Source organism: Actinomadura sp. WMMA1423 (genome assembly GCF_006547145.1).
In the GTDB taxonomy this organism is placed as follows: Bacteria; Actinomycetota; Actinomycetes; order Streptosporangiales; family Streptosporangiaceae; genus Spirillospora.
In genome coordinates this window covers 4,994,059-5,006,913 of sequence record NZ_CP041244.1, presented here as the reverse complement: position 1 = coordinate 5,006,913, position 12,855 = coordinate 4,994,059, and the positions used below count along the sequence as shown (strand labels likewise).

At 66.0% G+C, this 12,855-nt stretch carries 9 protein-coding genes and 1 pseudogene; 5 read left to right on the top strand and 5 right to left on the bottom strand.

Features of this window, described 5'->3' with window-relative positions; all coding sequences use genetic code 11:
• Entirely contained in the window at positions 1–765 is a 765-nt protein-coding gene (locus tag FKD65_RS23125) for an alpha/beta fold hydrolase (RefSeq protein WP_141579467.1), read from the top strand.
• A gap of 55 nt (positions 766–820) precedes the next feature.
• Here FKD65_RS23125 and FKD65_RS23120 read toward each other — a convergent pair whose 3' ends face one another.
• Positions 821–1,591, bottom strand: coding sequence for an oxidoreductase (locus tag FKD65_RS23120; protein ID WP_141579466.1), 771 nt, complete (start codon positions 1,589–1,591; stop codon positions 821–823).
• Positions 1,592–1,920: 329 nt separating this feature from the next.
• Between FKD65_RS23120 and FKD65_RS23115 the strand changes: the two genes are divergently transcribed.
• Positions 1,921–3,201, top strand: coding sequence for a P-loop NTPase fold protein (locus tag FKD65_RS23115; protein ID WP_168221153.1), 1,281 nt, complete (start codon positions 1,921–1,923; stop codon positions 3,199–3,201).
• Positions 3,198–5,009 (top strand): hypothetical protein, encoded by a 1,812-nt coding sequence (locus FKD65_RS23110; RefSeq protein WP_141579464.1) that lies wholly within the window; start codon positions 3,198–3,200, stop codon positions 5,007–5,009. The genes FKD65_RS23115 and FKD65_RS23110 overlap by 4 nt, the downstream gene beginning before the upstream one ends.
• 274 nt (positions 5,010–5,283) lie before the next feature.
• Here FKD65_RS23110 and FKD65_RS45650 read toward each other — a convergent pair whose 3' ends face one another.
• Both FKD65_RS45650 and FKD65_RS45645 read right to left on the bottom strand, forming a co-directional pair.
• A complete protein-coding gene (locus FKD65_RS45650) occupies positions 5,284–5,877 on the bottom strand; it encodes a hypothetical protein (protein WP_141587026.1) in 594 nt (197 codons plus the stop codon).
• 303 nt (positions 5,878–6,180) lie between these two features.
• Positions 6,181–6,515, bottom strand: a pseudogene (locus tag FKD65_RS45645) (aldehyde dehydrogenase family protein); the annotation flags it as partial.
• On the opposite strand from FKD65_RS45645, the gene FKD65_RS23090 reads away from it, so the two are divergent.
• Both FKD65_RS23090 and FKD65_RS23085 read left to right on the top strand, forming a co-directional pair.
• On the top strand, positions 6,514–6,981 hold the full coding sequence (locus FKD65_RS23090; RefSeq protein ID WP_168221152.1) for an HAD-IA family hydrolase: 468 nt from the start codon (positions 6,514–6,516) through the stop codon (positions 6,979–6,981). The pseudogene FKD65_RS45645 and the gene FKD65_RS23090 sit on opposite strands and share 2 nt — an antisense overlap.
• A gap of 353 nt (positions 6,982–7,334) precedes the next feature.
• On the top strand, positions 7,335–9,962 hold the full coding sequence (locus FKD65_RS23085) for a hypothetical protein (protein ID WP_141579461.1): 2,628 nt from the start codon (positions 7,335–7,337) through the stop codon (positions 9,960–9,962).
• Here the strand turns inward: FKD65_RS23085 and FKD65_RS23080 are convergent.
• Both FKD65_RS23080 and FKD65_RS23075 read right to left on the bottom strand, forming a co-directional pair.
• The gene (locus FKD65_RS23080) at positions 9,959–11,089 is read right to left on the bottom strand and encodes a glycosyltransferase (RefSeq protein WP_141579460.1); all 1,131 of its coding nucleotides are present in this window, start codon (positions 11,087–11,089) and stop codon (positions 9,959–9,961) included. The genes FKD65_RS23085 and FKD65_RS23080 overlap by 4 nt on opposite strands.
• Complete coding sequence (locus tag FKD65_RS23075) at positions 11,086–12,144, bottom strand: hypothetical protein (protein ID WP_141579459.1); 1,059 nt, start codon at positions 12,142–12,144, stop codon at positions 11,086–11,088. Before FKD65_RS23075 ends, FKD65_RS23080 begins: the two co-directional genes overlap by 4 nt.
• Positions 12,145–12,855 lie beyond the last annotated feature (711 nt).

Genomic DNA, 12,855 nt, shown 5'->3' with positions numbered 1-12,855 from the left:
ATGACCGACATCGTTCGCATGTGGCACGACCAGCGCGGCAAGGGCGACCCCGTGGTGCTCCTGCACGGCGGGATGACCGACGGCCGCTGCTTCACCGGCAACCTCGACGGGCTCGCCGACACGTTCACGATCTACCTGCCCGACCGCCGCGGCCACGGCCGCACTCCCGACGCCCCCGGCCCGATCACCATGGAGCTCATGGCCCAGGACACGATCGCGTTCCTGGAGCGGGTGGTCGGAGGCCCGGCCCGGCTGGTGGGCTACAGCGCCGGCGGGACGGTGGCGCTGTGGGTGGCGATGCGGCGTCCCGACCTGGTCGAGCGCCTCGTCCTCGTCAGCACGGCCTACGACCTGGACGGACTGATCTTCAAGCCGTCGGCGGGCGGCGAGATGCCCGCCGAGCTCGTCGACGCCTACGCCGAGGTGTCGCCCGACGGCCGCGACCACTTCGCGGTCGTCATCGGCAAGATCGCGCACGCGGCCGCGACCGAGCCGGGCCTGGACCCGGCCGAGCTGCGCGCGGTGACGGCCCGGACCCTCGTCCTGGCGGGCGACGACGATCTGGTCACGCTCGACCACACGGTGGCGCTCTACCGGGCGCTGCCCACCGCCGAACTGGCCGTGCTGCCCAACGCCAGCCACCTGCTTCTGATGGAGCACGCCGAAGCGGCGCGCGCCATGGTCCGGGCATTCCTGACCACTGACGCATGCCCGACGTACATGCCCATCGCACGCGCCCGCGAAGGAACCCCCGAAGCGGGGTAGCCACAGGAGGCGACGAGACGCGAGATTCGGACCGCGGCGCCGGCCTGGGCGCCTGCTACCAGGTCGGCACCATACCTCCGTCGATGCGGAACTCGGCTCCCGTCACGTTCGCGGTCCGGTCGCCGGCCAGCATGACGACCAGTTCGGCGACCTCGTCCGGACGGGAGAACCGCCCGGTGGCCATGGCGCCCTCCGCGCCCGCCCGCACGTCTTCGGGACGTGTCCCGGTCGCTTCGCCGACCGTCGAGGCGACGCCGTTCTCGCCGAGCCAGAGGTCGGTCGCGACGGGGCCGGGACTCACGGTGTTGACGCGGATCCCCTTCGGCCCGACCTCCTTGGACAGGGCCTTCGCGAAGGCGGCGAGCGCGGCCTTCCCTGCGCTGTAGTCGATGACCAGGGGGTCGGCGAGGGAGGCGTTCACCGAGCCGATGTTGACGATCGAGCCGGAGCCCTGCCGGAGCATCGCGGGCAGCACGGCCCTGGTCGCGCGGACGGCGCCCATCAGGTTGAGGTTGAGCGAGTCGAGCCACTGCTCGTCGGTGACGCTGAGGAACCCGGAGGTCCGGGGCGGGGCGGCACCGAGGTTGTTGACCAGCACGTCGATCCGGTCACCCGCCGCCGCGACGAGCCGGCCGGGCCCGTCGGGCAGGGCGAGATCCCCCTCGACGACCTGGACGGAGTCCAGGCCGTCCAGCCCGGAGGACGAATGGCGCGCGCCGGCCACGACCCGTGCACCCTCGCCGGCCAGGGCCTGCACGACCGCGAGCCCGATCCCCTTGCTCGCCCCGGTGACCACGGCCACCCTGCCGGAGAGTCCCGATCCCATGGCCGGCCTCCTTCCCGTGTTGGCGCTGATGCTCCCGACGTTACGTGAGACCGCACGGACGGGACTTGCAGGCGCGCCCGGCCGCACCCCGGGCGCCTGTGCCGCCAATGCGGTCTGGTGTTCACGACAACGCCGACCCCACCCCTGCCGCTCGTCCTCGTCGGACACCGGGCCTGGTGCTCTTTGATCAACAAATCCGCCGGCGTGTCCAAGAGGTTTGAATAAGCGTTAAGGCCCGGCTTGGCCATTTGTGGTCAGGCGCCTCGTGGTATCTGCCTCCTGGGGCAATCTTGTAGCACGGGACGAGGGTAAAACGAGGAATGGTGCGAATGCTGCTGACCGATAATCCGGTGGACGGTGTGGAGGGCGACCGCTTCGGTTTCGGTCCCCACGCCCGCGTCTTGTGCGACGCGATCGAGATGACTCGCGATCTTCCGCTCAGCGTGGCCGTCTACGGCTCATGGGGCACGGGGAAATCCAGCTTTATGAACATCTGCCGTTCCCTGTTTCAGGAACGGGGGATTCCGGTGGTGTCGTTCAACCCCTGGAAGTACGACCAGCGGGAGGAGATCTGGCACGCGCTGATCCAGACGATCCTGGACGAGATCGCTCGCAAGATCGGCGAGGACCCCGACGCGGAGCGCCGTTCCCGGCTCCAGGCGGCTCGTGACAAGGCCGCCGGCCTGGGGCGCACCGCGACCTGGCTGATGACGCGCAAGGCCGTCGTGCCCCTGAGCGGCGGTCTCGTCTCGACCGCCGACATGGACGCGCTCAAGCAGACCTGGGACGCCAGGGATCCCCTCGAATACCGCCACGTCAACCAGTTCGAGTACGACTTCGCAGACGTCGTCGACCAGTTCACCGAGGGCGGGCGCCTGGTGATCCTCATCGACGATCTGGACCGCTGCACGCCCGAGGCCGCGACGACAGTTCTCGACTCTCTGAAACTCTTCCTCGGCCAGGCCTCCTGCGTCTTCGTCCTGGCAATGGATCAGCAGGTGATGACCGACGCCGTGGCCCAGCGATTCAACGGTGACCAGGAGGTGGGCCGCAAGTATCTGGAAAAGCTCATCCAGTTCCCCTACCACCTCCCCAGAGTCACCTTCGAGTCCATGTTCGGTCATCTGCGTGACGAGGTGTTCGGGCTGGGGAACGACCAGGCTCTCTGGGAACTCATTCGAACCGCCTATGGTCAGAATCCCCGGCGCGTGCGCCGCTTCATCAACGCGTTCAACCTCACCGTGCGCTCGCTGGAGATGCACACGACGCCCAGCCGGGCACGCATGTTGCACGCGGCGATCCTGCTCACCATCCGCCTGCAGCATCCCGCCTTCTACGCCATGGTCAGCCGCAGTCCCGAGGTCTGGGTCCGGATGGAGGAGGCCTCGGACGGCGACCGCTCCAGACTGCGCCGGGACGAGATGGATCTCGCCGACCAGGATCTGGACCTCATGCCCCTTCTCTATGCCACCTCCAGCAGACGGCCGGGGATGAAGTTCCCGCCCCCGCCGGGACCAGCTGAGATCGACACGCTGACCGAGGTGCTCCGGGTCACCGCCGGCGCTCCGGCGACCGGCGAGGACACGAATGAGATCGAGGCGGTCATATGACGTCCACTTCCGAAGACCAGACCGTCCCGGGTGAAGCCGAAGGTCTCGTCATCGGGCTCGACCTCGGTGACGGCGAGACCACTCTCGCCTGGACCGTGGAGGGCACTGCGGCCGACATCCGTATCCATCAACGCCGGACCACCGGGGAACGCGGCGTGCTCACCGCGATGGCGCGCGCGGCCACCGACCGGCGCCGCCTGCTCGGGGAGGAGGCCGTCTACGCCGCGGGCGCCGCCGAGTTCAGCCTGAATCTCAAGGACGCGCCGGATCCCGCAGGAGTGGAGACCCCCGAAGCGGTGCTGTTCGTCCAATCGTTGCTCGCGGAGTTCCTCTCGGAGCGGGAAACATCGGCCGTGGAGCCGACAATGGTCGTCGGGCACCCGGCCGGATGGAGCACAGAGGTCGTCGACGCCTACGCGAGACATCTGCGAATGCAGGGGATCAGAACACGGCTGCTTCCAGAGTCGCAGGCGGCGCTCATCCATGTACGCCGTCCCAGAGGGGCGGACGGCACGACGGAAGTGGACTCCCGGGAGAAGGACCGGGTGCTGATCGTCGACATCGGCTCCTCGACCACCGACTTCACGCTTATCGCTGACCTGGTGCCCCGCAGTCTTCCTCTCGGCGCCGACTTCGGCTGCCGCCGAATCGACTTCCAGGTGGCCAAACTGGTCACCGACAATCTGGGCGACGACGAGGTCCTGAGGGCCGCGCTCGCCGAGGACGGCGGCAAGGAGTTCCTCCTGCTGGCCTGCCGCCGGGCGAAGGAGGCCCAGTTCACCGGAACACAGGCGACGATCTTGGATCAGCGCATCACCCCGCGCTTCCGGCCGATCGTGGACCTGGCGTGGACGTGGCTGCGCTCGTTGGAGATCCCGGCACTGGTGAGCACGCCGGGCGGGTGGGCCGACGAGTTGCGCAACCTGCTGACCCAGGCCCGCGAACTGGTGGGGGAGGAAGGCCCCGACCTGGTCGTCCTCACCGGGGGCGGCTCCCGCATGCCCTTCACCAGGAGCATGTGCGCCGAGATCTTCCCCGCGGCAGTGATCGAGAACGACCCTGAACCCGCCTTCTCCGTGGCCCGGGGCCTGGCCCTGGCCGGCTACACCGAGCTGCGCCTGCAACGTTTCAGAAAGGCCCTCGCCGACCTCCTCGACGAACCACGGCTGGCCGAGCTGTGCGAAGAGCACATCGAGGAAGGCTTCGAACAGCTCAAGCGGAGGCTGGAGCGGAAGGTGCGCAACGCACAGGTGTCCGCGACGGGCAGCGCCGAGCAGAGGGCGCGGGACCTCGTGGAGGGTGAGGACGAACCCCACGCCATCGAGGAGTTGAGAAAGGCCCTGAACCAGCGATTGAGTGAGCGGATCAACAGCATCTGCCGGGATTACGGAGTGCCCAGCGATGCGCTCGATCTGAACTTCCAGCTCCCGCTCGGCTTCTCCGAAAGCCTCACCGAACGACTGAAAGGACACGTGGAAAGCCGGAAAGTGTTCGCATCCGGCAGGACGAGCTGGATGCTTTCGCAACAGGGGAGAATGATCGAGTCGCTGAACAGGCCGCCGCGGGGTCTCCAGCAGCCGAAACCGGGGGGACATCCCGCCTGGGAGCTCGCGAAGGGCGCATGGCGATTCGGTGGGCCGCTGATCCTCGAGGCCGCGGACCGCGCGACGGTACGCAGAATGGTCAAGGAGATCGAAGCCTTGAAACTGGACGAGAAGGAAGTCCACGACCTGGTCGAAAAGATTCGAGCACATGTACGCGACCAACTACTGGGCCGCCTGACCGAAATAGAGAACCTCATCTTCTAGCCCACACCTCAAGACGCCGTCTCGATCGGCCGATCAGCCGGCACTCTGCGGTTTCCGCCGAGGGGCGTCCCCCAAGCCCGCCGCGTACAGCAGGAGCGCCCCGGCCAGGAGGCGGCCCGGCCGTCTCGCTCTGTCAAGGAGCGCTCCCGGCACCGGTCCGCCCACCGCGGTGGAGACAGGGTGCCTTCCAACGGCGACGACTGGTCCACCCGGCTGTCCGTCCTGGCACACGGCGAGACCGACCCCGCCGACCAAGAGCAGCACCCGCGAGAGATCATTCGGGCAGGGAACGCAGGTAGGCCATGAGGGCCTTGCCGCGCGGGGAGAGTCGGTAGCCGGTCTCCAGGCTTTCGGTGAGGCCGAGGGCTTTGAGGCGGCGGACGTCTGCCTTGAAAGGGAGTCTGTCGCGGCCCAGGCGTTCGGCCAGGTCCAGGGCGCGCAGGCCAGGGTGCTCCTCGATGAGGCGGAGGACCTCACGGGTCCAGGGGCCGCGGCGACTGCGGGTGTCGACGGTGTCCAGATCGCTTTTGAGGTCGGCCAGTTCCTGGTCGGTCAGGTCGGCGTTCCCAGCCAGCTCCGCACGGGGATCGGGCCCTCCCAGATGCAGCATGACGCGGTGGTAGCCGCCCTCCTTGCGGCTCTTGGACAGGGCGGTGAGCAGCGCCGCGCGTCCTTCGAAACCTGAACGGAGGGCATCCTCCTCGGTGATCTCCTCGGGGGAGACGGCCGTGACCGAGTCAATGACGATGATCCCCGCCCAGGTCCGCTGTGTGCTCCCCGCGCGGACCGGAGGCTTGCCCCACACCCGGAACACCCGGTCGATCCGCCCACCCGCGATCCCCTCAAGAACCTCCCGCCTGAACAGCATCGTCCCTCCCGGGATACGCCTCTCCTCCTGCAACTCCATGCAGGGCACCCAGTGGGTCATGCTAAGCGAGTCGCGGGAGGCGACCCGAACAAGAAAGCGACCCCGGATCGCCGCCCTACCCCTGGACCCGCCAGGTTGCTGGGAACCTGGCGGGTCCGGCGTGCCGGGCACTCCTGTCCTGGTGCCGACCGGTGGGAGCGGTGTTCTCGCCGCGTCAGCAGTAGACGGACTTGAGTTGCTGGTAGCCGGCCATGCCCTCCGGCCGAGTTCGCGGCCGATCCCGCTGGCCTTGACGCCGCCGAACGGCGCGGCCGGGTCGGGCGCGTACCTGTTGACGCCGATCGTCCCGGTGCGGACTCGGCGGGCCACCCGCAGGGCCCGGTCGGGGTCGGCGGACCAGACGGTGCCGCCCAGGCCGTAGTCGGAGTCGTTGGCCATCAGCACCGCCTCCTCTTCGTCGCGGTAGGGATGACGGTGAGGACCGGTCCGAAGATCTCCTCCCGGCTGACGGTGGCCTCGTTCCCGACGTCCGCGAACACGGTCGGCTCGACGAACCAGCCGCGGTCGCGGCCGGCAGGGCGCCCGCCTCCCGTCGTGATGCGCGCGCCCTCCGCCCGGCCCTTCCGTCTTACCGCCATGGGCAGGTACGAGGACTTCGACTGGTGCACCCGCAAAGCGCTGGACCACGCCCTCGCTCTGCTGGACAAGAAGCTGGAGACCAGTGACAGGGAGTCGTTGATCGAGCGCTATAACGACCTTGAATCGTTTCCCGACGCCGCCCCGGCGCTGCAAGAGCTGCTCGACCGGGGACACGTCCTGGCCGTCCTGTCGAACGGCGCGCCAGCGATGCTCGGCGCGATCCTGGACGCCACCGGACTGCGGCGGTACTTCGACGAAGTCATGAGCGTGGACGAGGTAAGGGCGTTCAAACCGTCTCCCCGCCCCTACCATCTTGCGGCCACACGCCTCGACCGGTTGCCATCGCAGGTGCGCCTGGTGTCCGGTGCGTTCGAACCGGACGGCAGCCCGCCGGACATCGTGATCCGCTCCCTCACCGACCTCCCTGCGGCGCTCGGCCCGGGGACCGCCAACATCGCCCGGTAGCCGGCGGCAGCCGTCCTTGGAGATGGACGACGGAGTGGAGGCAGGGCGTTTCCGGCTCCACTCCGCCAGCGGGCGTGTCACTGGAACTAGGCGAAGAACCTCCAGATCTTTCCCTCGGCCCAGGTGGCGATGCCGCCACACAGCACAACATGACGCTCTATGGGCCGCAGAAGTCGTGGCCGGTTACGTCCGCATCAGGACATCACCCGCGCCTTTTTCTTCACCATAAAGAGGAAAGAGAACCAGAAACCTGGCACCACGACCTTGTTGATCGGGCCTCCGCCTCCGCAATCGAGTCAGTGTACCGTATGATACGGGAAGCCAATAGCTGAAGCGTCGGATGAGGAGTGGGCATGTCCATCGACGACTTTTTCATCGGACGCTTCGAGAACGAGGTCAATCGAAAGGTCCTGTTCGCCGATCGTGAACAGGAGCGTCTTTTCTTGCTGGGGCGGATACGCAGTTGTAGCGATACTGCCACGCCACAGCAAGTACTTATGGACTACCAGCGTCCGGCATTAAACATTTCCGCCGTCACGGGACAGGGCGGCATCGGAAAGAGTGCGCTACTGAAGGCGGCGGCGCGGGAATTCGTGGCACAAGAGTCTGAGAAGGTTTCCCGCGTCCATGCCTATGTCGACTTCAGCGACTTCGAGAACCATAATTTCGAGATCGTGCTGATGCGAATGCGTGCCGCCCTGGCGAAGACAGGGAAAAAATGGCCCGCATTCGATCTGGCGTTCGGTGACTACTGGGCCAGAAAACATCCGGGCGTTCCGCTGGCAAGGTTTCTCGACGGGGCCCGCTTCCTCGGGGAGGAGCAGCGACAGATAGTGATCGACCAGTTCACGACGGTGCTCGACTCCGTACTGGGCGGATTCGGCGTCATATCGTCCGGCTACCGGCTCGCAAACCTGTTGCGCAAGCGGATTCAGGAATCACAGATCGCCAAACGCCTGCGCAACGAGTATCCCCCCTTTGGTGTAGTGATCGACGAACCCGATCCCGATAGGATGCTCGGTTACCTGGCGGCGTTACTCGCCTACGATCTCCAGCAAGTGAAAACGAGGAGACGAGTCGAAGCCGTCTGCCTGCTCGATACCTTCGAGTACATCCAACAGCCTAACCAGGGCAGAGGATCCTTGGAGGACCTCACCTCCCGGCTGGTCTACCTCATGCCGAACGTCGCCTTCATCTCAGCGAGCCGCCTCCCCCTCGCCTGGCACACCGCGGCGGGCAGTGCCAAGCTCACCTACGGCGGCGCGGATCGATGGCCCGAGCTCGCGACCGGCGGAGGGCACCTGCAACTGGGGGGACTGGACGCGGTCTCCGCCGAGTCCCTCCTTCGGGACTCCCTCGAATTCCAGGGACGGCCCGCCATGCCCACGCTCGTTCGTGAACGCATCATCCACGGAGCGAACGGGCTGCCCCTCCACCTGGAGTTGTCGATCAACTGGTACCGCGACCTGCTGGTCCGCGGTGCCACGCCCTCCGCGGCCCAGGTCGCCACGACCTTCCCGGAACTGGTGTTCCGCATTCTGCGTGACCTGCCGGATGAAGAACGCGACCTCCTGCGCGGTGCGGCCCTTCTCGAGACGTTCAACGAGGAACTGCTGAAGCTCGCTGTTCCCCGTGCTCGCGGCCATCATTTCAAAAGGTTCGTGGAGCGTTCATTCGTGAACCGCACGCCGAACAGTTGGCTCCCCTATTCTCTGCACGACAACCTTCGCCGCGCGGTCCTCGAGCACGACCAACTCACCGAGGACGCCTGGACCACCGAGGAGTGGGCCGCCCAGGCCGAACGGGCCATCGCCTGGCTGGAGGAATCCGCGCTCGAGGTCTGGGGCGACGGTCGGCTGACGTCTCACGGCGACCTCGGGGAGACATCGCGGCGCGCCGTCGCAGCCACCCTGCTCGCGGCGAAGGCCACGGTCGACCACGGCGTCGACTCTCCGGGCCTCGGGGAACTGGCGTTCACCGTCACTCAGTTCGGCTACCACCGGGCTTTCGAATCCATGCCCGCTCCGGAAGCCGCCGCAGGACGGCCCTCTCTGAAACGAATGCTGACCGTTTCCGAGATTCTCTCCAATCCGGAGTTGACCGGCCCCGAATGCTACGAGGCCATCAAGCCGCATGTGACCCTGCAAGATAACCCCCTGGATCATTTCGTCGCCTCCGCGTACGCGGCCGTAGCCGAGGTGATAGGCGACTACCCCTCCGCCGAGAAGGCTTATCAGAGCCTCACGAACAGTCGGCCTGCTCTGGCCTACTACGGCGCATTGGGACTCGTCGGCAACGCGCTGCGCAGCGGACGTCTCGCGACGGCGTTGAACACGGTCCCGACCACCTCCGAGCATCCGCTAAGGCGGACGGCGGCACTGGACGTGCAGGGGCACATCCACCTGCAAGGAGGCGAGCACGCCAAGGCCGCGGACTTCTTCGAGGCGGCGCTGCAGCAGGCCAGAGCAGGGGCGTCGCCCATCTGGGCGGCCCGGACGATGCGTCACTTGGCGATCGCATGCTCCTTCGCCGCACCCGACCGCACCCTGGCCCTGGTGCCACAGGCCCGCGACCTGAACGAGAGCCTCGAAGAGCACATCGGCGTCGCCCAGTGCGACCAGGCGCTGGCGGTGGCCTGGGCGTGGAAGGGCGATCGGGAGCGGGCCTATGCGGAACTCCGCCGCGCCCAGTCCTATGGCATCGACCCGATATCGATCGGCCATCCGGGGATGATCGAGGTCCTTTTCGCCCGAGCCGCGGGTAACGACGAAGCTGTGACCCAGGCTGTAGAAGGGGTCTTCCGTGGGCGGCGCTCGCCCACGAGCCGGCCGCACGTTTGGCTGGCTGTCACCGCGCTCTGGGCCGACCGTCTGGACCTGGCGGATTTCGACCGCGTGGAGTGGTACGACTCCACGGACGCGGCCCGGGCTCGCTGGCTCGACGTCCCCGAGCGCCTAGCGCGGATCTGGAACGACACCTAGCTCAGCGAGGACAGATGAGCGATCGCGCGCTGGCCGATTTCCCTGTCGCAGTAGTCCCGGAGGAGTACTTCGCATATCTGCCGGGGATCCGCCCCTCCCGCGTTCCGCTCCGTGACAAGGGCGCGCATTTTCGCCTGCAGGTCCCGTCTTGATGACTCGAACCAGCGGTGTCCTGCGAAATAGGGCCATTCGGCTGCGGCCTCCTCGGACACCGGGACGATGCTGCCGTCCAGCAGGATCGCATTGTCGTCGTTCATGAAGTCGAGATTTCCTCCCCACCGCGGTCCGATGACCGGCAGTCCGGCCAGCATCGCCTCGATGAAGGGTCGCCCCCAGCCTTCGCCGCGCGAGGGTAGTACGAAGGCGTCGGCTCCCTTGTAGAGCCCTACCAACTCCTGCTGTTTCAGCTCGTCCGTCTGGAGCACGAGGTTGCGGGGCCAGATGATTCCTTGCCTGCGCAGATGCCGGTCCAGTTGTCGTTGCGGCGCCTCTGGGTCAGCGGGGTCGAAGGGCCTTGCCTTTACTATCAGCCGGACATGCGGATCTCCGGCGAACTCGCGAGAGAACGCGTCTATCAGGACATCCCAGCCCTTGCGAAGATGCCATCTCATGACACTTAGAAAAGTGAATGTCCCGCCCGCTTCTCTTTTTCTCCCCTTGGCGGCATCGATCAGCAGGTGTGACCAAACGGGAAGTGGGCAGGGTAGTATCCTCAATTTGTCCGATGGCACGCCAGAGGCTGCATATGTTTCTAGATTGAATTTCGATGGAACCCATATCTGGTCATAGCGGGCAGAGGCGGCGACCCACTCGCTCGGCATTCTGTCGGTTTCGAACATGCTTCGCCAGACGTGCGGCCCTGGCGCCTGCGCCGGCTCTGCGGACCAGTAACGGTGATATATGTTGACGGCTGTAGATGAGCTTTTGGGTGTGAGTCTCTCTCGCGAAAGTGTGGCAATTCGGTCAAAGGTTCGCGGATGATCGATATCGATGGGCTCAATGTCGATCCCGACGGACTTGAGTGCGGAGACAAGACCGCGACCCTCCTCCGCGAAACCCTCCGAATCACTCAACGGTCCCCACCATCGGACGCGTGAGATTTCACTGCCCTGTTCGGCGTTGCTCATCGCTCGCCTTCTTCCGCGGCGTTGCGCCGAGATGAGGCTGAGGCGGCAAGGGACAGCCACAGGGTATATTCGGCGGTTCGGTCCAAAGTCACGGCCGGCGGCTGGTCTTCTGGCTCAGAGTAGAGGGTCGGTAGCCACCAGGATCCATCGGCCATCTGGGTGTCCAACAAGTGTCCGACGGCCTGGTCTGCTGCCACTTTGTAGGAAGGCTCGCCGGTCAGAGCGTGAAGCAGGGACATGCCCCAGCATATTTTGCCCGTATAATGATGACAAAGGATGCGTCTCCCGTGTGCCATGCAGAGTTCCCCGTAAAGGCGAGCTCCGTCCAGGTGCCGCTCCTCGCTCGTCTGCTGGTACAACTTGGCGGGGAAAGTCATTCCCAAACCCAGGGCATAGTATAAAGGATTGTTCTGATCTCCTCTGACGGCGCATATGCGATCCGGCATGTCCGGCCTCGACCTGATGATCTGTCCATCGTCGTCCACTGTCAGATAGAATCCGCGGTCAGGCTCGGGCTGATCTTCCAGAAGCCGCAGCGTGAACGTCCCAGCCGTCCTCGCCGTCTCCGCATCGCCGATGTCCAAGGCCACCAGTCCGGCCAACGCGGTGGCCCTCAAGTCATAAATGCCTTCGCCGTGCGGCGTTCCAGCCACCCGGGATGCGAATCCCCGGATCTTCGGGTTCAGATGGCGCAAGCAGAACTGATAGGAAACAGCGGCCTCATCCGACAGGGCAAGGCGGTTGGCGCCCCAGGCGACCCAGAGATCTTCGTAAAGGTCGCACCAGCGTGCGCGAGCTGAGGCGTCCCGCTCATCGACGGTATGGCCATCTTCGCGGGTGAACTGCGCCCGCAGCCGGGCAAGGGCGGCACGCCCCTCGTCGAGCAATCCCAGCTCGCCGAATAACAACGGCAGCTTGTAACAGGCTGCCAAAGATGATGGCGCGCGAAGGTCGGCCGCGTCCAGTCGAGCCAGCAACCACTCCGTACCCCGCGCGGTTGCCTCGGCAATTCGGATCTCTCTCGCGGTTGCGCGCACGTCGGATTCTGCAGCCATGATTCACTCGTCATCGTTTGCTTCGAACGTGCAAGCGATGCTAAGTGCGCGGCCTGGAGCTGTCCAGGTCTGGCGGTATCACCGACCTCTTTCCCATGGCACCTGGAAGGGCGCCTCCGATCCGCAAGGCGGTCGAGCATCTTTGGCGGCTCAGGTGCCGATCGATGAGTGTTCGAACCATGCTGACTGCTGAAACGTTGGTTACCGGGGCGTATTCATGAAAATCGAATGAGAGGTCCTCATTTCCTCTTTCATGGCGGAGAATCGACACTTGTGAGGTGGCGAACCGACCCCGGATTGTGAACAGAGGTGGTCGTGTGGGGGGTGACCATGGTCAGCTGGGCTACCCACCCTTGCGGCGCTGATCGTCCAGGGCGTTCGCGGAAGGGGCGAAGGCATATCCAAGGGGACCGAACGTGGACACGCTGCATGTCCTAGAGATGTGACAGTCGGTCCTTGATGACGCGGGACGAGCTGGACCAGTCTTGCGTCCGCCAACTGCGGCTTGCGCGGCACAGTTGCGCGCCCCGTGAGGAGGGAGCCGTGGTCTCGGCGCGAGATCCGGCCGGCCGGTCGGGGCGTGTACCGGCAGAAGATGCCGGGCGTGGAGAGGATCACGGTCGTCGGCTTGGAGGAGGACGGCCGAGACCGTGAGCTCGGAGCCGCCCCTCGCGGGTTGCCAGGACGTCGGGCTGAGGCGTCGCGGACATG

What these genes read in the sequence shown, in the direction of transcription:
- FKD65_RS23125 (WP_141579467.1), top strand. Translation starts at nt 1, where the DNA reads ATGACCGACATCGTTCGCATGTGGCACGACCAGCGCGGCAAGGGCGAC.
- FKD65_RS23120 (WP_141579466.1), bottom strand. Translation starts at nt 1,591, where the DNA reads ATGGGATCGGGACTCTCCGGCAGGGTGGCCGTGGTCACCGGGGCGAGC.
- FKD65_RS23115 (WP_168221153.1), top strand. Translation starts at nt 1,921, where the DNA reads ATGCTGCTGACCGATAATCCGGTGGACGGTGTGGAGGGCGACCGCTTC.
- FKD65_RS23110 (WP_141579464.1), top strand. Translation starts at nt 3,198, where the DNA reads ATGACGTCCACTTCCGAAGACCAGACCGTCCCGGGTGAAGCCGAAGGT.
- FKD65_RS45650 (WP_141587026.1), bottom strand. Translation starts at nt 5,877, where the DNA reads ATGCTGTTCAGGCGGGAGGTTCTTGAGGGGATCGCGGGTGGGCGGATC.
- FKD65_RS23090 (WP_168221152.1), top strand. Translation starts at nt 6,514, where the DNA reads ATGGGCAGGTACGAGGACTTCGACTGGTGCACCCGCAAAGCGCTGGAC.
- FKD65_RS23085 (WP_141579461.1), top strand. Translation starts at nt 7,335, where the DNA reads ATGTCCATCGACGACTTTTTCATCGGACGCTTCGAGAACGAGGTCAAT.
- FKD65_RS23080 (WP_141579460.1), bottom strand. Translation starts at nt 11,089, where the DNA reads ATGAGCAACGCCGAACAGGGCAGTGAAATCTCACGCGTCCGATGGTGG.
- FKD65_RS23075 (WP_141579459.1), bottom strand. Translation starts at nt 12,144, where the DNA reads ATGGCTGCAGAATCCGACGTGCGCGCAACCGCGAGAGAGATCCGAATT.